A 25665-nucleotide genomic window follows, 5' to 3' on the forward strand; every position below is an offset into this window, starting at 1 on the left:
GACCTCGCGGCCCAAATCAAATTCAAATTGCGTCAGGGCCTCAGCCCACGGAGCCTTCCAGGCTGATCGAGATCAGCTTCTGGGCCTCGACGGCGAATTCCATCGGCAGCTGCTGGATCACGTCCTTGACAAAGCCGTTGACGATCAGCGCCACGGCTTCTTCTTCCGACAGGCCGCGCTGCAGGCAGTAGAACATCTGGTCGTCCGAGATCTTCGAGGTGGTCGCCTCGTGCTCGAACTGGGCCGAGGCGTTCTTGCTCTCGATGTAAGGCACCGTGTGGGCACCACATTCCTGGCCGATCAGCAGCGAATCGCACTGGGTGAAGTTGCGGGCGTTCGATGCCTTGCGGTGCGCGGAGATCAGGCCGCGATAGGTGTTTTCCGACTTGCCGGCGGAGATGCCCTTGGAGATCACCCGGCTGGACGTGTTCTTGCCCAGGTGGATCATCTTGGTGCCGCTGTCGATCTGCTGGTGGCCGTTGGAAACGGCGATGGAATAGAACTCGCCGCGGGAATTGTCGCCCCGCAGGATGCAGGACGGGTATTTCCAGGTGATCGCGGAACCGGTCTCGACCTGGGTCCAGGAGATCTTGGAGTTCTTGCCGCGGCAGTCGCCGCGCTTGGTGACGAAGTTGTAGATGCCGCCCTTGCCGTCCTTGTCGCCCGGGAACCAGTTCTGGACGGTGGAATACTTGATCTCGGCATCGTCCAGCGCGATCAGTTCGACCACGGCCGCGTGCAGCTGGTTCTCGTCGCGCTGCGGAGCGGTACAGCCTTCCAGGTAGGAAACGTAGGAACCCTTGTCGGCGATGATCAGCGTGCGCTCGAACTGGCCGGTGTTCTGCTCGTTGATGCGGAAATAGGTCGACAGTTCCATCGGGCAGCGCACGCCCTCGGGAATGTAGACGAAGGATCCGTCGGAGAAGACCGCCGAATTGAGCGTTGCGTAGAAGTTGTCGGTGACCGGCACGACCGAGCCGAGATACTTCTTCACCAGGTCCGGATATTCGCGGAGCGCTTCCGAGATGGAGCAGAAGATGACGCCGGCCTTCTTCAGCTCTTCCTTGAAGGTGGTGACCACGGAGACCGAGTCGAAGACGGCATCGACGGCAACCCGGTTCTTCGGTTCGACACCGGCCAGGATTTCCTGCTCCGCCAGTGGAATGCCGAGTTTCGCGTAGGTCGCCAGCAGTTCCGGGTCGACTTCATCAAGGCTTTTCGGGCCTTCGACGGATTTCGGCGAGGCCCAGTAATAAAGGTCGTCGAAGTCGATCTTCGGATAGGAAACACGTGCCCAGCTCGGCTCTACCATCTGCTGGAAACGGCGCAGGGCATCAAGCCGCCACTCCGTCATCCATTCCGGTTCGTTCTTCTTTGCCGACAAAAACCGCACCGTCTCCTCGGAAAGACCCTTGGCGCCTTTTTCCGATTCGATGTCCGTTACGAAGCCGTATTTATACTGGTCAACATCGATGGCTTTCACCGTGTCGATGGTTTCCTGTACAGCTGGCATACCTTGCCTCCATTCAGCGGGCCCCGTGCCCGCATTTCATATCCTGTTGCAGGGAGCAGCCCTCGCCTGCCTGTTGCTGGCGGACGCACCGCCGAATTCTCCTGGTCAAGCCGCCTGGTGGCGTGCCTGCGGATTGAGCCTGTCAACGATCCCCGGCCAGAGCTCGAGGAACCTGTCGATGTCTTCTGCGCGCGTGTCCCAGCCCATGCTGACACGCAAGGCGCAACGCGCGAGATCCTCGGCGCCCCCCATGGCGGTCAGAACGTGGGACACGGACACCTTGCCGGAAGAACAGGCCGACCCGGACGACACGGATACGCGCTCCAGATCGAAAGCGATCAATGCCGTTTCCGCCGGAATTCCGGGAACGGCAAAACAGCTTGTGTTGGCCAGGCGGTCTGCACCCTCGCCGAAGATGACGGTCGCTGGACAAACGGCACGCAGTCCCGTTTCAAGCCTGGCTTTCAAGTCTTCCAGATGGCGCGTGTCGGACGCCTCTTCAAGGGCAGCTGTACCCGCGACACCGAAGCCTGCAATCGCGGCCACGTTTTCCGTGCCGCCACGGCGCCAGTTTTCCTGGCCACCGCCGATCATCAGCGGAGATGGCAGCCTGGCCGTGGAACGGACAACAACAGCGCCGATGCCTTGCGGACCGCCGAACTTGTGTGCCGACAGGGTCGCTACATCTGCCTGCCATGCGTCCAGGTCAATCGCCATCCGGCCTGCGGCCTGCACCGCATCTACATGGAAAAAGTGACCATACTTGCCTGCAATTTCACCGATCCGCGCCAATGGCTGGATCACGCCTGTTTCATTGTTGGCCGCCATCACGGAAATCAGGCTCGGGGACGCATCCCGCACCGCCGCTTCCAGGTCTTCCAGACGCACCGCCCCCTGTTCGTCGACCGGAAGCACAACCTGGTCCGCAGCGGCGAAACGGCCCCCCGTGACGACGGAGGGATGTTCAACCGCGCTGCGGAACAGCTTGTCGAGATAGACCGGCGCTCCCTGGTCCTGCCAGACGGGCGTCAATGCGGTCATGTTGGCTTCCGTACCGCCGGACACGAAGGTCACCGCACGGGTCCTTGCCTTGCACAGACGCGCAACCTGCTCGCGCGCGGCCTCGATACGGCCGCGTGCCTTGCGGCCATGGCCGTGAACGGAAGAGGCATTTCCGGCATCACCCAGGACATCGATCATGATCTCGCGCACTGCCGGACGCAGCGGTGCTCCGGCGTTGTGGTCAAGATAGATCGGGTCAGACTGACGCGGCATGACACCTCGGGCCCATGATGCTGTTGTATCCAGACTCGAAATTTCGCTTGTTTGTCAGACACATGTGCGAAATTCCTTGAAATTTTCCGCTGTGACGACGATAACACCCCCAACCGGTCGAACCGAGCATTGCTGCCTTCCGGACTGCCTCTGGGTGGTGATGCGAAGTTTCGAATAATTCTAAACAGGGTTCTAAAAACTTGGAGCTTGAGAGTCAAGTTTAGACTTACGGGAAACCACGTAACCGGCACCCTAATTTCACGCGCCAGTTTCCCTGCGCGACATTATGACAAGGACTTAGTTCTTCATGCCTGAGGTGATCTTCAACGGTCCCGCCGGCCGGCTCGAGGGCCGGTTCCATCCCGCCAAGAAACGGAATGCGCCCATCGCGCTGGTTCTGCATCTGCATCCGCAATTCGGCGGAACGATGAACAACCAGATCGTCTACCAGATGTATTACATGTTCGCCCGGCGCGGTTTTGCCGTTCTGCGGTTCAATTTCCGTGGCGTCGGCCGTTCCCAGGGCTCCTTCGATCACGGCCAGGGCGAGTTGTCCGATGCGGCTGCGGCTCTTGACTGGGTGCAGACCGTCCATACCGACGCGCGTGCCTGCTGGATTGCCGGCTTCTCGTTCGGTGCCTGGATCGGCATGCAGCTCCTGATGCGCCGTCCGGAAGTGGAAGGCTTCATTTCCGTGGCGCCGCCCGCCAACCTCCACGACTTCTCGTTCCTGGCCCCCTGCCCGTCTTCCGGCCTGATCGTTCACGGCGACAACGACAAGGTCGTGCCGCAGAAGGACGTGCAGACGCTGGTCGACAAGCTGAAAACCCAGAAGGGCATCGTCATCGACCACGAGACCATTCCGGGCGCGAACCACTTCTTCGAGAACGACATGGACGACCTGATCGAGCGCTGCGGCACCTATGTCGACAAGCGGCTCGGCCTGACCCCTGCCGATTACGTCGATATCGACTGACCAGACGGATCCGAAAGGCCCGCCACCCGGCGGGCCTTTTTTGCTTTATGTAGGCATATGACCAATTCAACGGATGACCTGGCGATAAGGGCTGCCGGTTCCGGCGATTTTGAAGGCCTTCGGGATCTCTACCGCCACCTCGTCACCGATGACCTGCCGGCGGCGGACGCATTGCAGCGGCAGACTTTCGCGGAAATGATGCAACACCCCCGCCTCACCATCCTCTTGGCGCAGAAAGACAGACGGCTGGTGGCCTCCTGTACTCTTGTGATTGTTCCTAACATGACGCGCGGCTGTGCTCCGTACGCGCTGGTCGAAAACGTCGTGACCCATGAAAACTGGCGTGGCCTGGGGATAGGCCGCCGCCTCATGGAAACAGCCCTCGAGCGGGCCTTCGACGAAGGCTGTTTCAAGATCATGCTGCTTTCCGGCGCCGACAACACGGCGGCACACAGGTTTTACAAGCGACTCGGCTTTGCCAACACCAAGACCGGTTTTGAACTTCGCGCACCTGGGTATCCGGCACGGTTGACCCGTTGACATCCTGTGCCTGGAGCACATCTTTTGAATTCCGTCAGCAGATGTCCAATCGGGGGGCGCATGTCAGGATACGTCGGTTCGCCAAAGCAGATTGCGCTCCAGAAACGCGCGGAAGACATGTATGGCTGGACAATGTCCACGCCCGGTGCCTGCAACAACGCGCGCATGCTCGGGTCTGACGATCCCGACCGCCTTGGCTTTCCCACGATCCGGCAATACCTGCAGGAAGATGGAATTTTCGGTTTCCGCCTGCTGCCGAAATCCGACCTGGGCCGGTTGAAAGAGGAAATGGCGAGGTCCGATGCCAGGGTGGACACCTGGGATGTTTTTTGCGGCGATGCCGAAGCCGTCGCAAACACGACCGCCGGCATTCTCTCAAGCGGACTTCCCTCCGGTTTCCACGAGATGCCTCCCCTCGACGGTGTCGAGGGGGCACGCACAAGGCTGTTTCAGGAGTTCATTGCCTCAGCGGGGATAGCCCCGTTTTCCGCAGGATTTTTGAACGGCCGGTTCGGCAAGGTGGTCAATGTCGGACTTGTCGACACTGACGGTGCCCTGGCGGCCTGTGCCCATGCCTACCTGCCCCACAACGCGCATAGTCCCTACCATGCCTGGGCCTGGGGTGGGCTTGTTGCCGTTGCACCCGATCATCGCGGCAAGGGGCTCGGCAGCATCGTCAACGCGCTCATGGCCAGGGCGGCACTGGACACGTTGTCGGCAACACATGTCTACGAACTGGTTTCCGCGTCCAATACCGCGTCTCGAAAGATGGTCGAAAACTCCGGGCTCCGTCTCTCGAGCGACCTGTTTTCAGGGCTGGCGACCTGTTCTGAAGACCGGTTCACACGCTGAGTCGTTGAAACCGGCGACCGCCCCACAAGGTCAGCCCTGGAACGGTTTCGGCCGGGGAACGCCCGGCCCCGCATCGACACCATCATCCGGGCCGGCCAGCGGATCCTCGCCATCGGCCACAACGCCCTTGATTGGAGGACCGGTATAGTCCTCCGGCGGCGGCACCTTGGAGGCAAGCTTGCAGTTGGTCAGCCAGATGTCATAGACGGGATGCTCAACCGCATGCAAACCGGGGCTGGCGGCGTACATCCAGCCGGAAAAGATCCTGCGGACCTCATTGTTGAGCGTGATTTCGTCAACCTGGACAAAACCGGTTGTCAGCGGCGATTCCGTTTGCGGCCGCGTGTGGCAGACCCTCGGGGTCACCTGCAGAGCCCCGAACTGAACCGTCTCGCCGATATAGACGTCGAAGGAAATGATACGTCCGGTGATCTTGTCCAGGCCGGAAAAGACGGCGACAGGATTCTCGATCTTCTCGGCAAGGGCCAGCGACGGGATCGAGGCCGCAATCGCGGCAAATCCGATTACCCTGCAGGCGCGTTTTGCCGCTTTCATCGTTTCAAACACGTGAGCCATCAGCTTCGAAGTGATTCCCTGGTGCCTAGCATACTGAGGTTCCTGAGCGCCGCGCTAGCACCGAATTGCGGCCCGGAAAAGACAAAACCGCATTCCCGGGCCGCTTGATCGGTTTTAACCGATTTCTTCCAGACGCTTTTGCGCGATCTGAACCTTTTCCAGCTTTTCCCTGGCCTCCGTGACCTTTTCCCGTTCACCCTCGACAATCTCGTCCGGGGCCTTGTCGAGAAATTTCGGATTTGACAGCTTTTTCTCGATCTTGGTGATCTCACCATCCAGCTTGGCGGCTTCTTTCTTGAGGCGTGCGGTCTCCGCTCCCAGATCGATCACGCCGGCCAGGGGCAGGCAGACCGTCGCTTCGCCGACAATGATCTGCGCCGAGCCGCGTGGGGCGGCGTCGGCGAGATCGACCGTCTCCGCGCGCGCCAGACGCATGATGGCGGATTCGTGGGTTTTCAGCCTTGTCACGGTATCTTCATTGGCGCCCGTGATGACAATGGACACCTTGGCGCCGGCCGGAACGTTCATCTCCGCGCGCACCGAGCGGATCTCGGAAATCAGCGATACCAGCCAGTTGATTTCCGCTGCCGCGGCGTCGTCTTCCACTCTGGCTTCCGGCCATGCGCTCAGCATCAGCAGTTCGCCTGTCTTTCCGAGACGCTCCCAGAGTTCCTCGGTCAGGAACGGCATGATCGGGTGGAGAACCTTCAGGATCTCGTCCAGCGCCCAGGATGCCGTTGCACGGGTCTCGGCATTCGCGGCTTCGTCGTTGCCGTTGAAGATCGGCTTGGCCAGTTCCAGGAACCAGTCACAGAAAGTGTTCCAGGTGAATCTGTAGACCGCGTTGGCAGCGTCATTGAAGCGGAAGTCCTCCAGGGCGGTCGTGACTTCCCTGATGCAACGGCCCGTCTCGGTTGCGATCCAACGGTTCAACGTGTGCTTCGCGGCAGCCGGATCGAAACCGTCGACGCGGGCGCATTCGTTCATTTCAATGAATTTTGCCGCATTCCAGATCTTGGTTGCGAAGCGCTGACCACCCTCGGCCGCCTGGTCGGACATGCGAAGCGTCCGGCGGGACTGGACCTCCTGGCTCGCCAGCGCGAAACGGGTGGCGTCGGCCCCGAACGTGTCGAACAGTTCGAGCGGGTCGAGAACATTGCCGAGCGATTTCGACATCTTCTTCCCGTTCTTGTCGACCACGATCGAGTTGATATAGACCGTGTGGAACGGGACCTCGTCCATGAAATGCAGACCCTGCATCATCATCCGGGCGACCCAGAAGAAGATGATGTCAAAGCCGGTGATCAGGACATCGGTCTTGTAATACCGCTCCAGTTCCGGCGTCCTGTGCGGCCAGCCGAGCGTGGAGAAGGGCCAGAGCGCGGAGGAGAACCAGGTGTCGAGCACGTCCTCGTCCCTGGTGAGCGCCTTGCCCCCGGCCTTCGCGACGGCTTCTTCCTCGGTCTGGGCGCAGTATTCGTTGCCGTCCTCATCGTACCAGACCGGGATCTGGTGCCCCCACCAGAGCTGGCGCGAGATGCACCAGGGCTGGATGTCGTTCAGCCAGTTGTAATAGGTCTTGTCCCAGTTTTCGGGAACGAACCTGGTATCGCCGTCCTGAACAGCCTTCAGGGCGGGACCGGCAAGGGTCTTGGCATCGACGAACCACTGGTCCGTCATCATCGGTTCGATGACGACCTTGGAGCGGTCACCGAACGGCTGCATGATCTTCTTGGATTCCACCAGCGGCAACTCGGCCGGTGCTTCGGCACCTTCTTCCAGCGGGCGGACAATCGCCTTGCCGAGCGGGCTCCATTCAGGCGCCTGCCCCTTCATCCAGGCAATGTCCGGGTGATCGGAGGCCACCGTGACAGCCAAGCCTTCCGCGGTGATCTGGTCGATGACCCGCTTGCGCGCCTCGAACCGGTCGAGACCACGCAGGTCATCGGGAACGATGTTGATCTCATCGATCTCGTTGATCGTCATCTGCGCACCGTCGATGATCGCCTGTGCCTTGGCCGCTTCCACGGCATATGGCTCACCGTCGGCGCGCATGGCGCCCTTGGTGTCCATCAGGCGGTACATCGGGATCTTGTTGCGCTGCGCGACGCCATAGTCGTTGAAGTCGTGCGCGCCGGTGATCTTGACGGCGCCGGAACCGAAATCCGGATCCGGATACTCGTCCGTGATGATCGGGATCAGTCGGCGCTGTTCCTTCGGCCCGACCGGGATTTCACAGAGCTTGCCGACAATCGGCCGGTAGCGCTCGTCCCCCGGATGCACGGCAACCGCACCGTCACCGAGCATGGTTTCCGGACGGGTCGTGGCGATGGAGATATAGTCGCGGATCTCGCGGAGGGTGATGTTCCCGTCCTCGTCCTTCTCGACATATTCGTAGGTTTCGCCGCCGGCCAGCGGATACTTGAAATGCCACATGTGGCCGTCGGTCTCGATGTTCTCGACCTCGAGGTCGGAAATCGCCGTCTCGAATTTCGGATCCCAGTTGACGAGCCGCTTGGACCGGTAGATCAGGCCCTCGTTGTAAAGATCGACAAAGACCTTGAGGACCGCGTCGGACAGGTTCGGCGACATGGTGAACTCGGTCCGGCTCCAGTCGCAGGAGGCTCCCAGGCGCTTCAGCTGGCCGAGGATGGTGCCTTCGGACTTGCGCTTCTGTTCCCAGACCCGCTCGACAAAGGACTCACGCCCCATTTCGCGGCGGCCAGGCTGCTGGTGTTCCATCAGCTCGCGCTCGACGACCATCTGGGTGGCGATGCCGGCGTGGTCCGTGCCCGGTTGCCAGAGAACGTCAAATCCCTGCATGCGCTTCCAGCGGACAAGGATGTCCTGGAGCGTGTTGTTCAGCGCGTGGCCCATATGCAGCGAGCCCGTTACATTCGGCGGCGGAATTACGATGGAAAAGGCAGGCGCGCCGTCCTTGGCGCCAGCTCCGGCCTTGAAGGCCTCCGCCTTTTCCCAGGTTTCGTATATCCGCGGCTCAACGCTGGCCGCATCGTAGGTCTTTTCCAGCATCAGGGTCACTCAATGGGAGGAATATTGTCGAATTGCGTGAAGCACCGTGTAAATCGGAAGCGCTTGCGCAAGTCAACCGGCAAGAACGGCGAATTCGTGCCCTTTGCCATGGCTGGTGCCGGGAAAACACAACTCGCCGGCACGCCGCTTGGGTTCTCCGGCGAATGCTGTCATAAGCGACGCATGACCGTTTCCATCCGCCCGCATCATCTGCTGTGCATGCTGACCTATCTCGGCAAGGGCTATACACCGGACTTTGTCGCCAACTACGGCACCGTGATCGACCGGCTGAATGCCGGCGAAGACATCCGCATCGTCGACGGGCCGGACGAGATCTGCCAGCCCATGCTGCAGGAAGCGAATTGCCATTGTCACAACGACAGTGTGCGTTCAAGGGACGCACAGGCGCTTGAGGCCCTGGGCAGGCTCCTTGGACACCCCCTGACGGGCGTCAACTGTCTTGTTCTTGACGCGGACACTACCGAAAAGCTGCGACACGCCTTTGCCGCTTCAAAAATCCGGGAAGCCTGCGATTCCTGCGAATGGCAGGACCTTTGCTCGCGCATTGCCCAAAACAAGTTCAGGGGATGCCATCTGGCACCCCCTGACTGACTGTATCGCCGAGGTGGAAATCAGCGCCGGCGAATGACCCGCTGGACCTCGCGCTTGACCATCTCCTCCACCATCGGCGGCAGGTTCTTGTCCAGCCAGGCTTTCAGCATCGGCCGCAGCATGTCCTTGACCAGTTCCTCGACGGTCTGCGCCTGGGACCCGATGAACATGTCGGTAAAATTGTCGAGCGCGGCATGAACCGCCTGTCCGGTTTCCGGTGAGGTCAGCGGTGTCTCGGCCGTCATGTCCGGAAGATCGTCCGGGATCGGCATGGAAGACATGGCCGGTTCCGGCTCGAATACCGGTTCCGGCTCCGGTTCGGGTGCTTCGGAGAAAGAAATGTCGCCGGCGTCGCCTTCAAGGTCTTCGGCCATGCCTTCGACGATATCCATCGACTCTTCCGGAACAGCCAGTTCCTCGGTCAGTTCCAGGACATCCTCGGATTCATCCGCCTCGGCATCGGCCGCCATGGCCGCAGCCATATCGTCAGCGCTTTCGTCGTCTTCCGTTTCAATTTCCTCGTCATCGCCGGCCATGTCGAACAGCTTGTCGAGATCGTCCTGGGACATTTCGGAGGCATCGCCCATATCGTCCGCCGCCTCTTCTTTTGCTGGTGTTTCTACTTTCTCGCCTGTGCTGGCGTCTTCCGCGTCGGCTCCCTGGGAGTCCTCATCGGATATGATGCGGCGGATCGATGCGAGGATTTCCTCCATCGACGGCTCTTCAGCCTTTTTCGCCTGTGCCATGACTTCCCCCGTACTTCGGCTACGCAAAGGAACACTCAGTGCAGTCTGAATGATTCGTTAACCGAAATTATGCGGGTCCGTATGATACGCGCAAAGCAAGCGCGGTCCTTACCAACGCCTTTTCCCCTTTTAAGTCGGAATTTGCCGCCTCAATGTGGAGATTCAGGCTCATTTTGCGCGTCTGCGCCCGCAGTCAACGTCACGGCAGGCCAGCAAATGACAAGGCTGGCCAAGCTTCTGCGCCTATCGTGAAGGCATTAAGTTACCGGTTTCTTACCGGCCATCCGGCGTGCGCAGACCGATCCATTTGTCGCGGACGGCCTTGTAATGCTGCCGGGGATTGTACCGGGCGACGTTCAGGCCGAGCGATTCCGCATCCAGCCGTCCAACCGCCGCAACGAGCTGATAGCCCCCCACGATGCGATTGCGCTGCGCCGTCACAAGATTGGATTGCTGTGTAACCAGTTCCCGTTGCGCGTCGAGCACGTCCAGGGTCGTGCGCTGGCCGACGCGTTGTTCCTCGATCACGCCTTCCAGCGCCAGTTGCTGCGCTTCCACGGCGGCCTGTGCGGCGACGATGGACGCCTCCGCTGCCTGATAGTTGCCCCAGGCGGAAATCACGTTGGCGCGGATCTGGTCGCGCGTGACATCCAGCTGCAGCCGGGTCTGGCCGAGTTCTTCCTTGGCCTGGCGGACGCGTGAGGAAACGCCGCCGCCCTGATAGATCGGAATGCTGACATTGCCGAAGATCTGGGCGTTGTCCGTGTAGTCCGTGGCTGCTGTCTGGTTCCAGGATCGCGAGACGCTGCCATCCAGGGTCACAGTGGGCAGAAGCTCACCCTCGATGGCCTTGATGTTGAACATCGCCGCATCGACGAGATGCTGCGCCTGGCGGATCAAAGGCTGATTCGCCTCGCTCTGTTGCAGGGCTTCATCGATGGATTTGGGCACGAACCGGCTGATGGTCGTGTCAGCGGACAGGCTGCGCGCCTCGATACCGATGATCTGGCGGTAGATCGCGCGGCTGGTGTTCAGGTTCGCGAGTGCCGTGTTGAGGCTGGCGCGCGCCTCCGCGGCACGGGCTTCCGCCTGGCTCACATCGGTGCGTGTGCCTTCACCGACGTCGAACCGGTCACGGGCGGCACGGACCTGTTCCTGGAGGAAGGCAAGATCGCTGCGCTGAAGCGAGACCAGGGCCGTATCACGGATCACATCGACATAGGCCGTGGATGCGTCCAGCAGCGTGTCCTGTTCCGTGGACATCAGGCTTTCGCGCTGCGCCCGCACGACTGCCTCAGCCTGCCGGGTGGAATTGATGGTTCTGAATCCGCGAAACAGGGTCTGGCTGACCGTCAGCGAGATCGAGGCGTTGTTCCTGTAGTCGATATTCGCGTCCGAACCGGTCGCAAGCCGTCCCAGAGAGGCGGCTGCCGAAACCGTAGGACGCCAGCCCGACAGCGCCTGCGGCACGTTTTCGTCCACGCCGCGCAGCTGGGCGCGGGCAGCATTCAGGGTCGGATTGTTCGCATAAGCAAGTGCGAGCGATTCCCGGATGGTTTCGGCTTGAGCCGCTGACGAGAATGCCCCGGTCAACGTTCCGGCGGATACGCCCCCCATGAGGGCCACTGCAAAGGCCACCGTTTTCAACGTTGAACGACCAGACACCCCACACTCCTTCCAGGTCAGACTACACGATCATGTTGAGTAAACTGACCGGTTTTATTCTTCAACCTTTTGAGGGTGATATGGGCCGAATTTCCATGAGTGCGGCTTAATGGCAACAAGTTGCCGGAACGTTGCCTTGCCACAAATCAAAAAGCCCGCCGGAGTGCGACGGGCTCTTGCAAAGGAACATGACACAAGCGCCTGTCAAAACACGAAGGCTTCTTCCCTGGCAAAGCCCGGCAGAAGTGCAACGGACGCATTGAATCCGAACCGGCTGCTGACCGCGTCGCCCGATTTCTGGTAGAGCCGTGCGACACCGGCGCCGCCCTGGCCCTCGACGACAGCGAGGCGTCCATCCGGCTTGACCTGATCAAGCAGCGCTTCCGGAAGAACCTCAACCGCACCATCGACCAGGATGACGTCATAGGGACCCTCCGAAGGATAGCCGCCCGTGAGCGGACCTTCGACAACCACCGCGTTTTCGATCCCGAGATCCACGAGCACTTCGGTCGCGGTTTTTGCCAGATCCGAATTTTCTTCAAGCGCGACAACCGACGCCGCGAGGTTCGAGAGCACGGCCGCGCTGTAGCCCGTTCCGGCGCCGACCACGAGCACGACATCGTTCTCGCGGATTTCCGCCAGCTGAACCAGCTTGCCGAAGATGTGAGGCTTCATCAGGAAGCGGCCGGTATCAGCGGATCCGACCGGCAGGTCCTCGTCGATATACGCAACCGCCCGTTTTGAAGCCGGTACGAAACGCTCGCGGGGAACCAGTTCCATGGCATCCAGAATGCGGTGGTCGGTCACATCATTGGTGCGCAGCTGGTTGTCCACCATCTTGCGGCGGGACTGGCTAAAGTCCGTCATATCGGCCCTCACTTTGACTTGCCGGCTGCCCGGCACCTCTTGGCACCGTTCATTAGCGATGCGAAGCCGCCGTGACAAGTATCAGCATCTACGGATCTTCCGGACAGGCCCTGAAATCCGCGAAAAATTGCACCGGCCATTTGCAGGCACCGGTTATTGAAATCGGAGACGGTGGAAAATATCAACTCCCTGCATTCAGGACTTGACCAAATCGCGCAACTGATCGATAAGGCGCGGCACACCACCTTGGGGCCCTGTGGCGGAGTGGTGACGCAGCGGATTGCAAATCCGTGTACACCGGTTCGATTCCGGTCGGGGCCTCCAGACTTTCCTGACATTTGGCTTTCCGGCACCCGGTCGCGCGCGATGCGGCTACCTCTTTCCCATGCGGCATGCTAGCGTTTTGGCGTAGCCGAAAAACGCGGGGAAAGATCATGAAAACACCTGGAGCGACGGCGCCGGTTTCCAAGAAGCCCGTCACGACATCAACCATGAAACGTGTCGGACCACCGCGTCCACGCAAGACGCCCCAATTGGTGTCGCCAAGCGACAACACCGAGGCCCTGATCGAGGCCCTCAGGGAGCGTGTCAACGATCTGGAATCCAGGATTTCCGAACTGGAAAGCATGATTTCGCTCCAGAATCAGGACGTGATCATAAGCGCACCGAAAAGCGTGCTGATCCAGGGCCAGGACACGGTCGAACTCTCGGCAAGCAGCAAGTTGATCATGTCGGCCGCCGTCTGCGAGACGAATGCGCCTACCGCAAAATTTTCAACGATTCTTCAGTGCGATATCCTGCAGGCCAACACCGTCATCGGTGCCACCTATACGCCGGCGGCAGGCAATATCTGGTAACGTCCGCCGCCCGCGTCCGCAATTGTCCTGCCTTGACGACCCGCAAAGGAATCCCGGATGTTTCGTGGATGAAAGAACCAAGTTTCAGCATCGGCGTGGAAGAGGAGTATCTTCTCGTCGACAAGACGACCCGCCTGCTGGCGAGTTCTCCGCCACCCGAATTGTTCAAGGCCTGTGAAAGCGCGCTCGAGGGCCGGGTCAGTCCCGAATTCCTGCGCTGCCAGATCGAGGTCGGCACGCCCGTCTGCATGACACTGGCAGAAGTGCGCGCGGAGCTCAGCTACTTCCGCAAAACGATCGCACGGGAAGCCGCCGCCCATAACCTTGCGCCGCTCGCCGCCTCGACCCACCCGTTCGCGGAATGGACGGAACAGCCCCATACCGACAAGGAACGCTACAACGAACTCGCACGGTCGATGCAGGTGGTCGCCAAGCGCCTGCTGATTTGCGGCATGCATGTTCATATCGGCATCGAAGACGAGGAACTCAGGATCGAGCTCTTCAACCAGCTCGCCTATTTCCTGCCCCATCTGCTGGCGCTCAGCACCTCGTCGCCTTTCTGGCGCGGGCGCAAGTCCGGACTGAAGTCCTACCGCCTCGCCGTCTTCAACGAATTGCCCCGAACCGGCCTGCCGCCGAGCTTCGAGAGCTTTTACGAATACCGTCATACGGTGGACATCCTGGCCCATGCCGGCGTCATCGAGGATGCCACCAAGATCTGGTGGGACCTGCGTCCTTCCGACCGGTTTCCAACGCTTGAAATGCGGATCACCGACGTGTGCCCGCGTCTGGACGATGCCGTGGCGATCGCCGCCCTGTTCCGCTGCCTGTGCCGGATGCTCTATCGTCTCCGGTGCATGAACCAGGGCTGGCGGCAATATTCCAGGTTCCTCATCGCCGAGAACCGGTGGCAGGCGCAAAGACATGGAACAGAAGCGCACCTGATCGATTTCGGACAGAATGAAACCGCGCCGTTTCGGGATCTCGTCGAGGAGATCATCGAGCTGGTCACCCCGGACGCCAAGCATTTCGGCTGTGAAGCGGACATCGCCCATCTGCGCGATATCGCCGCGCGCGGCACCTCTGCGGACAAGCAACTGGCGCTCGCGGGCGACTTTCCCGAAGACAGTCACCTGCCGGACGACAGGCTGGTCGCGATTGTCGATCACCTGATCGAGGAAACACTGGCCGGTCTCTGATCCGGAAGCGTCCCCGTCACAGCTAGTCGGGTAATCCTGATCGTCTGGGCGGCGTTCCGTGCGCCCGCGAATGGAAATGCCCCTCGACACCGGTCAGCACAAAGGCAAATTCGTCGATCTCTGCAATCACCGCCGCCGCTGACCGGGCAAGGCCCGATTTCGGCCGGAGGCCGCGCTGGGCGTCAATCAGCGCATGACGCGCGAGTGCCAACCGTTCCAGGAGAACTTCACGGTCGATATCCGGAGATGGGGGTTTTCGTCTGCGGTCGGTCACGTGCTGCTCCAATGTCTACATGTTCTTCTTTTGTTCTTTTTAGCGCAGCTCATGCCGCTGTCAATGTGGTCCGGGTTGCCGATCCGCAGAGGTCCCGTTCTGGTTACAGGCCGGGCCGTTAGCCTTGTCTTTCGAAGACGATTGCCGCAAGCGACGGACTTGCGGCACCGCATGTCGCGTTCCGCCTGTACTTTCATGGTCTCTGACGGCTACAAAGCCTTTCTGATTCATGCGCATAGCAAAGAAAGAACGAGGCAAGCCCGATGGAACACGGTGGGGATCTGAGCGTCGCCATGGAACGCTTCGGCGGTGAGCCGGGGGACTGGCTCGACCTGTCGACCGGCATCAATCCCTACAGCTATCCCCTGCCCGCCAGTCTTCCGCTTTCAACCTGGACAGCCTTGCCGGCAAAGTCCGCGCTGGAACGGCTTGTTGCCGCCGCACGGCAGACTTACCGCGTTCCGGACCAACTCGGCCTCGTGGCCGCGCCGGGCACGCAGATCCTGCTGTCGCTGCTGCCGAACCTGCTGCCTGATGGTCCGGTCGCCATCGCCTCTCCAACCTATTCGAGCCACAAGAAGGTGTGGGCGCGCGAAGGCCGTGAACCGGTCGAACTCTCCAGCATTTATGCCCTGCCCGCGGACGCCCGGATCGTGCTGCTGGTCAATCCGAACAATCCGGACGGGCAGCTGGTCGACGTCAAGAGCCTTCTTGAAATCGCCCGGACGCTGACGGAGCGTGGCGGCTATCTGGTGCTGGACGAGGCCTTCGCCGATGTCGTTCCGGGTGCCAGCATTCTGCCGCATCTGGGAGGCGAGAATGTTCTCGTGCTCAGGTCCTTCGGCAAGTTTTTCGGACTGGCCGGCCTGAGACTGGGCTTTCTGGCCGGACCGAAGGAAGCCACGTCACGGCTGTCCGGGGTTCTCGAAAGCTGGTGTCTCAGCGGTCCGGCGCTGGAGATTGGCACAGCGGCCCTGAAGGACAGCTCGTGGCAGGAGGCCATGACCCGGCAGCTCGTCGATGAAATGGCAGACCTGACGCTGACGCTCTCCCAGCACGGTCTCAGTGTCTTCGGTGGCACGCCGCTTTATGCCCTTGCAGGTCTCAGGAACGCGAAAGGTCTGCACGAGGCCCTCGCCCGCCGCAGGATCTGGACACGTGTCTTTGACTATGCCCCGACCTGGATGCGCCTTGGACTGCCCGGCGGCGCGGACAAACTGGAACGCCTGTCGGAAGCGCTTGCGGATGCCCAAAAGGAGCTCTAGCCAGAATCCATGATCCTTTATGAACATGCGCTCTGGTTGCTGCTCGCCGCCCTGATCGTCGATGTCCTGATCGGTGATCCCGACTGGCTGTGGCAGCGCTTGCCGCACCCGGTTGTGTGGATCGGCAAGCTGATTGCCCTGTTCGACCGAGTCTTCAACAAGACCGACTATGCTCCGGGCACATGCAAACTCGGTGGTGTTCTGACGCTGATGGCCCTGGTCGCAGCCGCGGTTCTTTTCGGCGCCGGCATTCAGGCGGTCGCAGGCCTGCTGCCATTTGGCAATATCCTGATCGTCCTGATCGCCGCCGTGTTCCTGGCTCAGAACAGCCTTTACCGTCACGTGGCCGCCGTTCGGGATGGCTTGTTGACGGAGGGACTGGAGGGAGGCCGCAGGGCGGTTTCGATGATTGTCGGCCGGGATCCCAAGCAGCTCGATGAAGCCGGTGTGTCACGGGCGGCGATCGAATCCTGCGCCGAAAACTATTCCGACGGCATCGTCGCGCCGTTGGTCTGGTTCGCGCTTCTGGGCCTGCCGGGACTGATCGCCTACAAGGCGGTCAACACCGCCGACAGCATGATCGGTCACAAAAACGAGGTCTATGCCGATTTCGGCTGGGCCTCGGCCCGGTTCGACGACCTCGTCAACCTGCCCGCCTCGCGCCTCGCAGGACTGCTGATCGCGATCAGCGCGCCGCTCGCCGGAGGGTCCCCGCGCAAGAGCCTTGCCTGCATCCTTGCCGATGCCCGCAAGCACCGTTCGCCCAATGCCGGCTGGCCGGAAGCGGCTATGGCCGGCGCACTTGGCCTTGCCCTCGCCGGCCCCCGCATCTATCCCGGCTACACGGTCAATGACCGGTACCTGAACGCCTCCGGGCGGAAAGACGCCCGGGCGCTGGATATTTCGAGGGCCTTGCGGATTCTGTTGGGGGCTTATGGCCTGCAGGCGCTTCTGGTCACAGGCCTTGGTGTCCTGACCAGCCTTTAATTCGAAGCGAGAAGCGAGAAGCCAGAAGCCAGACGTCAGGGTTCACGATCGCCGGCGATTTTCAGGACAGTTTCCACATCCATCACCCGTTCCAGATGCGCCGCCAGATCGTCCAGGATCCGGTCGATGTCGCGGTCATAGGAAAGACTTGAGCCTGCTCCAAATCCGCTCAGATAAGCGTCCCGGAAGGCATCGCCGGTGAAGAGGCCGTGCATGTAGGTTCCCGCCACGCGCCGGTCACCAGAGACCGCGCCGTCTGGCCGGTCACCGGCGAGACGCATGAGCGGCCGGGCACAATCCGGACCGTCCGTGCGGCCGACATGGATTTCATAGCCTGATACAGGCGCGCCGCTGGCAACGTGGGTTCCGCTTGCCGCAACCGTCGATTTTTCCGCCGTCAGCACCGTTTCCACATTGAGGTATCCGAGGCCTTCTACCGTTCCGGGCGCTCCCTCGATGCCGTCCGGATCGGAGATGGACCGGCCGAGCATCTGGTAGCCGCCACAGACACCCAGGATATGACCGCCGCGGCGGTGATGCGCCTTCAGGTCGATGTCCCAGCCCTGCGCGCGGAAAAATGCGAGGTCGCCGATGGTCGACTTGGATCCCGGCAGCAGAACAAGATCGGCATCGCCGGGAAGCGGTGTCCCCGGCTGGACCAGTTCGAGCGTCACACCCGGTTCCAGGCGCAGGGGGTCGAGATCGTCGAAATTGGCGATCCGGGAAATCACCGGAACGGCAATCTTCATGCCGCCGTCGCCGAAGCCGTCGGCGAGGCCGAGCGCATCCTCGGCCGGCAGTTTTGCCGCATCTGCAAACCAGGGCACGACTCCGAGGCCACGCCAGTTCGTACGCGCTTCAATTTCGCGCATTCCATCATCGAAAGGGCTCGGGTCGCCGCGGAACCGGTTGATGAAAAAGCCCTTGATACGGTGACGCTCCGCCTCTTCCAGCACCGCATGGGTGCCGACGACGGAAGCGATGACGCCGCCCCGGTCGATATCCGCGCACAGGATCACCGGCAGGTCCGCCGCCTCGGCAAAGCCCATATTGGCGATGTCGCCGGCACGCAGATTGATCTCCGCCGGACTTCCGGCACCTTCGACAATCACCAGATCCGCACCTGATGCATTGATTGAAAAACTTTCCAGAACCTTTGGTAATAATTCGGATTTCTGTTTTCCGTATTCCCGCGCACGCATGGTACCGAAGCGCTTACCCTGGACAATCACCTGGGCGCCGGTGTCCGTTTCCGGTTTTAAAAGCACCGGGTTCATGTGCACGCTGAGCGGCACCCGGCAGCCCATCGCCTGCAGCGCCTGCGCGCGGCCGATCTCACCGCCGTCGGCGGTCACCGCGGCATTGTTCGACATGTTCTGAGGCTTGAACGGGCGAACCTTCAGGCCCCGGTTGGCAAAAAGGCGGCAAAGACCGGCGACGATCAGGCTCTTGCCGACATTGGAGCCGGTCCCCTGCACCATGATCGCGGCCGCGCGTTTCCCGGAAGGTTCGGACACGTCTTAAAACTCGATGCCTTCCTGCGGCTTCACGCCGGAGCGGAACGGGTGCTTGATCTGGGTCATGTCTGTGACGAGATCGGCAATGTCGATGAGTTCATCCTTGGCATTGCGGCCGGTGATGACGACATGGACATCGTCCGGTTTCTCGTTCTTCAGGAAGTCCACCACCTCGGCAATATCCAGATAGTCGTAGCGCAGCACGATATTGAGCTCATCGCACAGGATCAGGCGGTAGTCGCCGGAGGTGATCATCTGCTTCGCCGCTTCCCAGGCCTCCTGGGCGGCGTCGATGTCGCGCTGGCGGTCCTGGGTTTCCCAGGTAAAGCCCTCGCCCATGCGCTTGATGGTCACCAGATCGGAGAAACGTTCAAGCGCCATGCGTTCGCCGGTCTCGATCCGGCCCTTGACGAATTGCACCACGCCGACCTTGTGGCCGTGGCCGAGCGAACGGAACACCATGCCGAACCCTGCCGTCGACTTGCCCTTGCCCTTGCCGGTATGGACGATCAGCAAGCCCTTCTCGATGGTCTTGGTGGCCATGATCTTGTCGCGCGCAGCCTTTTTCTTGCGCATTTTTTCCGCGTGGCGTGCGTTCAGTTCCTCTTCGGAAAGTTCCGGCTTGTCCTTGTCGGCGGTCACGATGCGTCCGTCCCTTCTCGTGTTGTTCTCAATTCGCTGAGTGCAGCATGTGTCGAATTGCGCCGCGGCGTCCAGAGCCCGCGGTCGATTGCTTCCTGGAACCGGGCCAGCATCTCGTTGAGGCCCGCCGGATTGGCGTCCCTGAGGAACTCCAGAACCTCCGTATTGTCCAGATAGGCCTCGTAAAGCTGATCGAAATGATGGTCGCCGACGGCGCGCGTGGTCGCGGCAAAGGCAAACAGGTAATCGAGCGTCGCCACCATTTCGAACGCACCCTTGTAACCATGGCGCATGACACCGTTGATCCATTTCGGATTGGCGGCCCGGCCACGAACCACACGGCCGATTTCCTCCGAAAGGCTGCGCACCACGGGGCGCTCGGGCCTTGAATGATCGTTGTGATAGACCTTGGGCGCCTCGCCCTTCAGGCTCTCGACGGTCGCCGCCAGACCGCCCTCGAACTGGTAGTAGTCGTCACTGTCGAGCAGGTCGTGTTCGCGGTTGTCCTGGTTGTGCAGGACCGCGTCGACCGCGCGCAGCCGGCTTTCCAGATCACCGCGCGCACCGGTCCCCTCGGCACCCCCGCCATAGGCATAGCCGCCCCACGTCAGGAAGGTGTCGGCGAAATCACCGCGCTCTTGCCAGATACCCTCGTCGATCAGGGCCTGCAGGCCGGCGCCATAGGCCCCCGGCTTCGACCCGAACACCCGGTATCCGGCACGTCGGGAAGCTTCCTGCGGTTCAAGGCCATCGGCCAGCAATCTTGCGGTTTCCTGGCGCATGCGCGCTGCGACCGGATTGGCGTCGTCCGGCTCATCCAGCGCGCCGACGGCCCGGACGGCGCTGTCGAACAGGTCCATCTGGTGCGGGAAGGCATCGCGGAAGAACCCGGAGACCCGCAAGGTGACATCGATGCGCGGACGGCCGAGCTCGGACAGTTTCAGGATTTCAAAGCCGGTTACCCGGCCCGAGCCCTGTTCCCAAACAGGTTTTGCACCGATCAAGGCCAGAGCCTGGGCAATGTCGTCGCCGCCGGTGCGCATGTTGGCCGTGCCCCAGCAGGTCAGCACGAGGGCCGTCGGCCATTCGCCTTCCTCCTGGAAATAGCGGTCTGCAACAAGCGCGGCAGATTGCCAGCCGAGCCGCCACGCGGTCTCGGTCGGGACCGCGCGCACATCCACGGAATAGAAGTTCCTGCCCGTCGGCAGGACATCGGGCCGGCCGCGTGACGGCGCACCGGACGGTCCCGGTGCGACGAAACCGCCCTTGAGAGCCGTCAGCACCGCTTCCGTTTCCGCCGGCCCCGATCCGGTCACCGCCGGGCGCAACGTGTCCCGGATTTCATCGAGAACGGCCGTAACGGCCTGCCACTCTTCCGGCACCTCTCGTGTTCCGGCAATCAGGTCATGTGCCAGCAGTTCGATCCGCTCGACCGTGTCACCGTTGGATCGCCACGGTGCCTCGCTGACTGACTGCAGGATTTCAGGTCTGTCACCCGCCCAGGCCGCTGAAAAATCGCAATCGAGCGGATCAAAGCCGTCAAATCCGAGATCTGCGGCAATGACCCGCTGCAGGCTTTGCTGCCCGGGTGAGCTTCCGCGCGGCACACGGGCAAGCGCGGCCAGCAGATCGGTCAGGAGATCGCCGTCCGGACTGTCGCCCAGGATGTGCAGGCCATCGCGGATCTGGAGTTCCTTGAGGTCGCACAAATGGGCGTCGAGACGCGCCAGGCGGGTTTCCTCGTCCATGTCGTCGGTAAGGCCGATGTCCCTGTCCAGCCCGTTTCGGGCGGCGACGTCGAGGATATCACGTGTCAGGGCCTTGAGCCGCCGGGGATCGACACCGCTCGCCAGATAGTATTCGTCGAGCAGGGTTTCCAGTTCACCGGCAACGCCGTGGCTCTCGGCGCGCGCCAGCGGCGGGGTCAGGTGGTCGACAATGACGGCGGCCGTGCGCCGCTTCGCCTGGGCGCCCTCGCCCGGGTCGTTGACGATGAAGGGATAGATGTTCGGCACCGGACCGAGCACGGCTTCGGGGAAACAGCTTTCGGACAAGGCCAGCGCCTTGCCGGGAAGCCATTCCAGATTGCCGTGTTTTCCGAGATGGATGACCGCATCGACACCGAGTGTTCCGCGAAGCCAGGCATAAAACGCGAAATAATGATGCGGCGGCACCAGCGCCGGGTCGTGGTAGGTGTCCTTCGGATCGATGTTGTAGCCGCGCGCCGGCTGGATGCCGACCACCTGGTTGCCGAACCGGTGAAGTGCCAGGCGGAACGCACCGTCCGTGACATGGGGGTCGTCTTCGGGACGGCCCCATCGTTCGATGACGGCGCTCTGCACGTCCTCCGGCAGCCTGGCAAATGCTTCCTTGTAGTCACTCATCCCGAACGACTGGAAGCGCTGGCGTATAGCGCGGTCATCCCGGGCATTGGTGACACCTGAAGTCAGGTGTTCCATCAGCCCGGCGGATGTGTCCGGCGCCCCGCCGGCATCATACCCCTCCCGGGCCATCGCCTTCAGCACGTTGACGCAGGAGGCCGGCGTGTCGAGACCGACACCATTGGCAAGGCGCCCGTCCCGGTTCGGATAATTGGCCAGGATCAGCGCGGTTTTCTTGTCCTTGGCGGGTGTCCGGCCGAGTTTCGCCCAGCCAGCAGCCAGGTTTGCAACGAATTGGATCCGGTCAGGAACCGGTGTGAAGGCAACCGGGGTCGACTGGGTCGACTCGTCGTAGCCCCCCTCTTCCTTGAAGGAAACCGCCCGGGTCAGCAGCCTGCCGTCGATCTCCGGCAGCACGACATGCATGGCGAGATCACGGATCGACAGGCCCTGGTCGCTGTCTTCCCAGCCTTCCTTGGAGGACGAGGAAAACACCACCTGCAGAACCGGCTTGCCGGGCCGGTCAAGCGGCGTCGGCTGATGGGCGACGCCCGCCTTCGACACGGCAAAGGCCGTGCCGTTTAAAATCACGTCCGGCCTGGCGCCGTCAAACAGGCCGTCCAGGACGGCAATGGATTCGGCCTCCTTGAGACTGGAAACATAGACCGGCAACGCATTGACACCCGCCGCGTCAAGCGCCTTTACCAGCGCATCGACAGGAGCCGTCTGGGCGCCCTGGACCAGAGCCCGGTAGAAGGTGATGGCGGCGACCGGCCGTGAGGGATCGGGCCAGCCTTTGGTCAGTGCGGCAAGATCCGGTGCGGGTTGCCCGGGCCGATAAATCCCGGCTCGCGGCAGCGGGACCGGATGGGCCGGTTCCTCGTCCCCGTTCAGCAGGAAAGCCGCGTAGAGCAGCGCATTGGCATAGTTTTCCGCGCCGCCCTCGACGCAATACCGCCAGAAACGATGGACTTCCTCTGTGCTGCGGGTCGAGCGGGCCGTAAGCTCCTCGTCCCACTTGTCATCGCCCGGCAGGACGATCAGCTCAACGCCGCTGGCCCGTGCCTCTTCCTCGAACCGCTCCAGTCCGTAGCGCCAGTACTCGACTCCGCCGAGAATGCGCAGGATCACAAGCTTTGAGCCGCGCATGGTCTGTTCGGCATAAAGATCGACCGAATAGGGATGAGACAGCGCCATCAGGTTGGCGAGCCTGAGGCTTGCCGCGCGTTCTCCCAGTTGCTTGCGGGCGGCGGCAAAACTGCCCAGCTCCGTGTCTGCTGCAGACAGGAACAGGATGTCCGCGGGCGACTGGCCGAGATCGACCGCGTCTCCACCGTCATCGATCCGGCGCGTCTGGCTGGCGAGAATGTGCATTCAGTGCCTTCTTGTTGGTCTCAAGCGTCTGTCGGTATCCGGTGGCCGCGATCAGGCAGCTTCACTCACCTGACCGAGCAGCCCACGTGTCGCGTCGAGATCGAGGCCCTTGAGGCCGATCACCACCAGCCGGCCGGCACTTTCCGCCCCCGCCGCGAACCAGGTTTCGACACGCGGGCCGACGGCCTGGACCATGGCCGGCGCCGCCTTGCCCTCGATGCGCACGGCGCCCTTGATCCGGAGCACGCCCTTCAGGGCCATCGCCTCCAGGACCTTCGCCTCGGCATCCTTTAGGCTGTCGAAGGAACCGACTTCCAGAACATGACTTTCGAAATCGTCGTGGTGATGGTGGTCATGATGGTGATGATCATGGTCGCCCTCATGATGATGGTCGTCGTCATGGTCATCGTGGTGATGGTGGTGGTGTTCATGGCGACCGTCCATGTCGTCCTCGGCAGCGGACCCGCGGCCGAGCAGCACCTCGATCGGCAGCGTTCCCTTTTCCGAAGAGACGATGTGGACCGCCTGGCGCACGTCCGCGGCGATTTTCTTCCGAACGGTTTCGAGCAGGTCGGCAGCCACAAGATCAGCCTTGTTGAGCACGACCAGGTCGGCACAGCGCAGCTGGTCCTGGAAGAGTTCCTCAACCGGGCTTTCATGGTCGAGCGCCTCGTCCGCAGCGCGTTGGGCTTCAAGCGCGGCTTCGTCGAGCGCGATCCGTCCTTCGGCAAGCGCGGCGGCATCCAGCACCGTGACAACGCCGTCGACGGTCACCTTTGGCTTGACGCTCGGCCAGGAAAAGGCACGCACCAGCGGCTGGGGCAGCGCAAGGCCGGAGGTCTCGATGACGATATGCTCCGGCGGGGTCTCGCGGGCGAGCAGCATTTCCATGGTCGGCAGGAAATCATCGGCAACCGTGCAGCAGATGCAGCCATTGGTCAGCTCAACCACTTCCTCCGCGGCGCAGTCCGGGTCGGCGCAGCCATTCACCAGCGAACCATCGAAACCCATGTCGCCGAATTCATTGACAATCAACGCAATGCGCTTGCCGTTGGCATTCGTCAAAAGGTTGCGGATCAGCGTGGTCTTGCCCGCGCCCAGGAACCCGGTGACGATCGTTGCCGGAATTTTCCGGCCCGGTTGCGAGATGGAAGTGGTCATAGCGTGATATCCGGTTGAAAAGTGGGTTTCATGAGGAGCGGCAGGCCCGCGCCGACAAAGACGACCTTCTGGCAGACCCCGGCCATAGCCTGGTTGAGCCTGCCCTGCGCATCGCGGAACGACCTCGACAGACGGTTCTCCGGCACGATGCCCATGCCGACTTCGTTGGAGACAAGGACACAGGGACCTGCAAGCCCGGCGACACGCGCGCACAGGCGCTCGGTTTCCAGGGTTACATCCTTGTCCGCAAAGAGAATGTTTGAGAGCCACAGGGTGAGACAATCGACCAGAACCACCCGGTCCGGGCGGCATTCGTGGTCAAGCACGCCGGCGAGATCGAACTGTTCCTCAATCGTTTCCCAGGACGATCCGCGCTGCGCGCGATGCGCCGCAATGCGCTCGGCCATTTCATCGTCATGGGCCGCGCCCGTGGCAACATAGAGTTTGTGGAGACCGCAGTCTTCGGCGAGCCGTTCGGCAAACCGGCTCTTGCCGGAGCGGGCACCGCCAAACACGAGGGCGGTTCGCGGCAGGGTCTGATCCGTCATGTCCGTCTCCCGGCCGTCCACCCGACAGCGTTCGAGGTTGAAGGGATGACGGCCGGTCTCCTGGCTTGCGGCTCACCGCGGTCTGCACCCCTTCCCGGCCGGTCTGGACCAGTGGTTTTCGTGCAGCCGCTCACCGCTCACAGTTGCGGGGGCAGCTCCGGATCAGGGCCATCTTGGCCCGCACCGGATTCCCGTTTCATCCGGACCGAGCAACACTCAATCCGGAACCGTCGCAAACTACCTAACCGGATCCTGGGCGGGACACAAGCGGCACGACGGATTTCGCTCTGCGCGTCCTTCATTGCCGCCCGGAACGGGCCGTTCGACCACCTGACGATCCCGATCCCTTCCCATGACTGGTTGCGGCAGTCCGTGACGCCACGCGGGCGCAGCTTTTTCCAAGCCGTCCTTAACGCCTAGTCATCTGAAAAATATATAGTTTTCCACACCCGCCACAAAAAAATGACGGCTTGATGAAAAAAACGCCACGAAGGGCTTGGCAAACGGATCAAGCCTTTGATATACGCATCTCCATCGACGGGGCGGCGACGCGTTGACCCCGAGCGTGGTGATCCCCAGTAGCTCAGTTGGTAGAGCAAGCGACTGTTAATCGCTGGGTCGCTGGTTCGAGTCCGGCCTGGGGAGCCATCACCACCCTCCTAAAAATCCGCAGAAACCCACCGCGCATCGCATGTGCGCTTGACTTCGCTGCGGAAAAATCGGCCAAAACGGCTACACAAATGAGCCGATATGGGAAAGGCTAGAGAGCCCAAACCACACGACCGAGACGGTGTCTGCTACCTGC

21 protein-coding genes, 2 tRNA genes and 1 riboswitch are annotated in these 25665 nt (G+C 61.6%); of the genes, 10 read left to right on the forward strand and 13 right to left on the reverse strand.

Features of this window, described 5'->3' with window-relative positions; translation table 11 throughout:
- Positions 1-40: 40 nt before the first annotated feature.
- Both sufB and O6760_RS24230 read right to left on the reverse strand, forming a co-directional pair.
- Positions 41-1513 carry a Fe-S cluster assembly protein SufB gene (sufB, locus tag O6760_RS24225; protein ID WP_269582218.1) on the reverse strand — a complete coding sequence of 491 codons (1473 nt, stop codon included), beginning with the start codon at positions 1511-1513 and terminating at the stop codon, positions 41-43.
- A gap of 105 nt (positions 1514-1618) precedes the next feature.
- On the reverse strand, positions 1619-2788 hold the full coding sequence (locus O6760_RS24230; RefSeq protein ID WP_269582219.1) for a cysteine desulfurase family protein: 1170 nt from the start codon (positions 2786-2788) through the stop codon (positions 1619-1621).
- Positions 2789-3095: 307 nt separating this feature from the next.
- On the opposite strand from O6760_RS24230, the gene O6760_RS24235 reads away from it, so the two are divergent.
- Genes O6760_RS24235 through O6760_RS24245 form a run of 3 tightly spaced genes read left to right on the forward strand, consistent with a single transcriptional unit; the run spans position 3096 to position 5156 of the window.
- Positions 3096-3764: an alpha/beta hydrolase gene (locus tag O6760_RS24235; RefSeq protein ID WP_269582220.1), complete on the forward strand. Its 669-nt coding sequence runs from the start codon at positions 3096-3098 to the stop codon at positions 3762-3764.
- Between the two features lie 57 nt (positions 3765-3821).
- Positions 3822-4304 carry a GNAT family N-acetyltransferase gene (locus O6760_RS24240; protein WP_269582221.1) on the forward strand — a complete coding sequence of 161 codons (483 nt, stop codon included), beginning with the start codon at positions 3822-3824 and terminating at the stop codon, positions 4302-4304.
- 60 nt (positions 4305-4364) lie between these two features.
- Positions 4365-5156 carry a GNAT family N-acetyltransferase gene (locus O6760_RS24245; RefSeq protein ID WP_269582222.1) on the forward strand — a complete coding sequence of 264 codons (792 nt, stop codon included), beginning with the start codon at positions 4365-4367 and terminating at the stop codon, positions 5154-5156.
- A 30-nt stretch (positions 5157-5186) separates the two neighbouring features.
- Here the strand turns inward: O6760_RS24245 and O6760_RS24250 are convergent, their stop codons facing one another.
- Both O6760_RS24250 and O6760_RS24255 read right to left on the reverse strand, forming a co-directional pair.
- Positions 5187-5732: a DUF2155 domain-containing protein gene (locus O6760_RS24250; RefSeq protein WP_269582223.1), complete on the reverse strand. Its 546-nt coding sequence runs from the start codon at positions 5730-5732 to the stop codon at positions 5187-5189.
- A 114-nt stretch (positions 5733-5846) separates the two neighbouring features.
- On the reverse strand, positions 5847-8765 hold the full coding sequence (locus O6760_RS24255; protein ID WP_269582224.1) for a valine--tRNA ligase: 2919 nt from the start codon (positions 8763-8765) through the stop codon (positions 5847-5849).
- Positions 8766-8948: 183 nt separating this feature from the next.
- Here O6760_RS24255 and O6760_RS24260 point away from each other — a divergent pair, with 183 nt between their 5' ends.
- Entirely contained in the window at positions 8949-9377 is a 429-nt protein-coding gene (locus O6760_RS24260) for a DUF1284 domain-containing protein (protein WP_332306232.1), read from the forward strand.
- Between the two features lie 20 nt (positions 9378-9397).
- On the opposite strand, the gene O6760_RS24265 is transcribed toward O6760_RS24260, so the two are convergent.
- The 3 genes from O6760_RS24265 to O6760_RS24275 all read right to left on the reverse strand — a co-directional run bounded on the left by O6760_RS24265 (position 9398) and on the right by O6760_RS24275 (position 12655).
- Complete coding sequence (locus O6760_RS24265; RefSeq protein ID WP_269582226.1) at positions 9398-10123, reverse strand: PopZ family protein; 726 nt, start codon at positions 10121-10123, stop codon at positions 9398-9400.
- Positions 10124-10396: 273 nt separating this feature from the next.
- The gene (locus tag O6760_RS24270; protein WP_332306204.1) at positions 10397-11788 is read right to left on the reverse strand and encodes a TolC family outer membrane protein; all 1392 of its coding nucleotides are present in this window, start codon (positions 11786-11788) and stop codon (positions 10397-10399) included.
- Positions 11789-11992: 204 nt separating this feature from the next.
- Positions 11993-12655 (reverse strand): protein-L-isoaspartate O-methyltransferase family protein, encoded by a 663-nt coding sequence (locus O6760_RS24275; RefSeq protein WP_269582227.1) that lies wholly within the window; start codon positions 12653-12655, stop codon positions 11993-11995.
- Between the two features lie 250 nt (positions 12656-12905).
- Between O6760_RS24275 and O6760_RS24280 the strand changes: the two genes are divergently transcribed.
- The 3 genes from O6760_RS24280 (at position 12906) to O6760_RS24290 (ending at position 14711) form a co-directional block, all read left to right on the forward strand.
- Positions 12906-12979 (forward strand) — tRNA-Cys (locus tag O6760_RS24280).
- 110 nt (positions 12980-13089) lie between these two features.
- Positions 13090-13512: a hypothetical protein gene (locus tag O6760_RS24285; protein WP_269582228.1), complete on the forward strand. Its 423-nt coding sequence runs from the start codon at positions 13090-13092 to the stop codon at positions 13510-13512.
- Positions 13513-13580: 68 nt separating this feature from the next.
- On the forward strand, positions 13581-14711 hold the full coding sequence (locus O6760_RS24290; RefSeq protein ID WP_269582229.1) for a carboxylate-amine ligase: 1131 nt from the start codon (positions 13581-13583) through the stop codon (positions 14709-14711).
- 22 nt (positions 14712-14733) lie between these two features.
- Here the strand turns inward: O6760_RS24290 and O6760_RS24295 are convergent, their stop codons facing one another.
- A complete protein-coding gene (locus O6760_RS24295) occupies positions 14734-14985 on the reverse strand; it encodes a hypothetical protein (protein ID WP_269582230.1) in 252 nt (83 codons plus the stop codon).
- 263 nt (positions 14986-15248) lie between these two features.
- Here O6760_RS24295 and cobD point away from each other — a divergent pair, with 263 nt between their 5' ends.
- Positions 15249-16250 (forward strand): threonine-phosphate decarboxylase CobD, encoded by a 1002-nt coding sequence (gene cobD, locus O6760_RS24300; RefSeq protein WP_269582231.1) that lies wholly within the window; start codon positions 15249-15251, stop codon positions 16248-16250.
- A 9-nt stretch (positions 16251-16259) separates the two neighbouring features.
- Positions 16260-17237: an adenosylcobinamide-phosphate synthase CbiB gene (cbiB, locus tag O6760_RS24305; protein WP_269582232.1), complete on the forward strand. Its 978-nt coding sequence runs from the start codon at positions 16260-16262 to the stop codon at positions 17235-17237.
- A gap of 35 nt (positions 17238-17272) precedes the next feature.
- On the opposite strand, the gene O6760_RS24310 is transcribed toward cbiB, so the two are convergent.
- The 5 genes from O6760_RS24310 to cobU are packed head-to-tail and all read right to left on the reverse strand — an operon-like array spanning position 17273 to position 24860.
- Entirely contained in the window at positions 17273-18718 is a 1446-nt protein-coding gene (locus O6760_RS24310) for a cobyric acid synthase (RefSeq protein ID WP_269586350.1), read from the reverse strand.
- A gap of 39 nt (positions 18719-18757) precedes the next feature.
- A complete protein-coding gene (cobO, locus tag O6760_RS24315; RefSeq protein WP_269582233.1) occupies positions 18758-19396 on the reverse strand; it encodes a cob(I)yrinic acid a,c-diamide adenosyltransferase in 639 nt (212 codons plus the stop codon).
- Complete coding sequence (gene cobN / locus O6760_RS24320) at positions 19393-23151, reverse strand: cobaltochelatase subunit CobN (protein WP_269582234.1); 3759 nt, start codon at positions 23149-23151, stop codon at positions 19393-19395. The genes cobO and cobN overlap by 4 nt, the downstream gene beginning before the upstream one ends.
- A gap of 51 nt (positions 23152-23202) precedes the next feature.
- Positions 23203-24312 carry a cobalamin biosynthesis protein CobW gene (cobW, locus tag O6760_RS24325; RefSeq protein WP_269582235.1) on the reverse strand — a complete coding sequence of 370 codons (1110 nt, stop codon included), beginning with the start codon at positions 24310-24312 and terminating at the stop codon, positions 23203-23205.
- A complete protein-coding gene (gene cobU, locus O6760_RS24330; RefSeq protein WP_269582236.1) occupies positions 24309-24860 on the reverse strand; it encodes a bifunctional adenosylcobinamide kinase/adenosylcobinamide-phosphate guanylyltransferase in 552 nt (183 codons plus the stop codon). The genes cobW and cobU overlap by 4 nt, the downstream gene beginning before the upstream one ends.
- A 33-nt stretch (positions 24861-24893) precedes the next feature.
- A riboswitch (cobalamin riboswitch) is annotated at positions 24894-25107 on the reverse strand.
- Positions 25108-25432: 325 nt separating this feature from the next.
- Between cobU and O6760_RS24335 the strand changes: the two genes are divergently transcribed.
- A tRNA-Asn gene (locus tag O6760_RS24335) sits at positions 25433-25508 on the forward strand.
- The last annotated feature ends 157 nt before the right edge of the window (positions 25509-25665 follow it).

It is taken from the genome of Roseibium sp. Sym1 (assembly GCF_027359675.1).
Classification (GTDB): Bacteria; Pseudomonadota; Alphaproteobacteria; order Rhizobiales; family Stappiaceae; genus Roseibium.

Coding starts and splice junctions, on each gene's coding strand:
- sufB (WP_269582218.1), bottom strand. CDS start 1,513: ATGCCAGCTGTACAGGAAACCATCGACACGGTGAAAGCCATCGATGTT.
- O6760_RS24230 (WP_269582219.1), bottom strand. CDS start 2,788: ATGCCGCGTCAGTCTGACCCGATCTATCTTGACCACAACGCCGGAGCA.
- O6760_RS24235 (WP_269582220.1), top strand. CDS start 3,096: ATGCCTGAGGTGATCTTCAACGGTCCCGCCGGCCGGCTCGAGGGCCGG.
- O6760_RS24240 (WP_269582221.1), top strand. CDS start 3,822: ATGACCAATTCAACGGATGACCTGGCGATAAGGGCTGCCGGTTCCGGC.
- O6760_RS24245 (WP_269582222.1), top strand. CDS start 4,365: ATGTCAGGATACGTCGGTTCGCCAAAGCAGATTGCGCTCCAGAAACGC.
- O6760_RS24250 (WP_269582223.1), bottom strand. CDS start 5,732: ATGGCTCACGTGTTTGAAACGATGAAAGCGGCAAAACGCGCCTGCAGG.
- O6760_RS24255 (WP_269582224.1), bottom strand. CDS start 8,765: ATGCTGGAAAAGACCTACGATGCGGCCAGCGTTGAGCCGCGGATATAC.
- O6760_RS24260 (WP_332306232.1), top strand. CDS start 8,949: ATGACCGTTTCCATCCGCCCGCATCATCTGCTGTGCATGCTGACCTAT.
- O6760_RS24265 (WP_269582226.1), bottom strand. CDS start 10,123: ATGGCACAGGCGAAAAAGGCTGAAGAGCCGTCGATGGAGGAAATCCTC.
- O6760_RS24275 (WP_269582227.1), bottom strand. CDS start 12,655: ATGACGGACTTTAGCCAGTCCCGCCGCAAGATGGTGGACAACCAGCTG.
- O6760_RS24285 (WP_269582228.1), top strand. CDS start 13,090: ATGAAAACACCTGGAGCGACGGCGCCGGTTTCCAAGAAGCCCGTCACG.
- O6760_RS24290 (WP_269582229.1), top strand. CDS start 13,581: ATGAAAGAACCAAGTTTCAGCATCGGCGTGGAAGAGGAGTATCTTCTC.
- cobD (WP_269582231.1), top strand. CDS start 15,249: ATGGAACACGGTGGGGATCTGAGCGTCGCCATGGAACGCTTCGGCGGT.
- cbiB (WP_269582232.1), top strand. CDS start 16,260: ATGATCCTTTATGAACATGCGCTCTGGTTGCTGCTCGCCGCCCTGATC.
- O6760_RS24310 (WP_269586350.1), bottom strand. CDS start 18,718: ATGGTGCAGGGGACCGGCTCCAATGTCGGCAAGAGCCTGATCGTCGCC.
- cobN (WP_269582234.1), bottom strand. CDS start 23,151: ATGCACATTCTCGCCAGCCAGACGCGCCGGATCGATGACGGTGGAGAC.
- cobW (WP_269582235.1), bottom strand. CDS start 24,312: ATGACCACTTCCATCTCGCAACCGGGCCGGAAAATTCCGGCAACGATC.
- cobU (WP_269582236.1), bottom strand. CDS start 24,860: ATGACGGATCAGACCCTGCCGCGAACCGCCCTCGTGTTTGGCGGTGCC.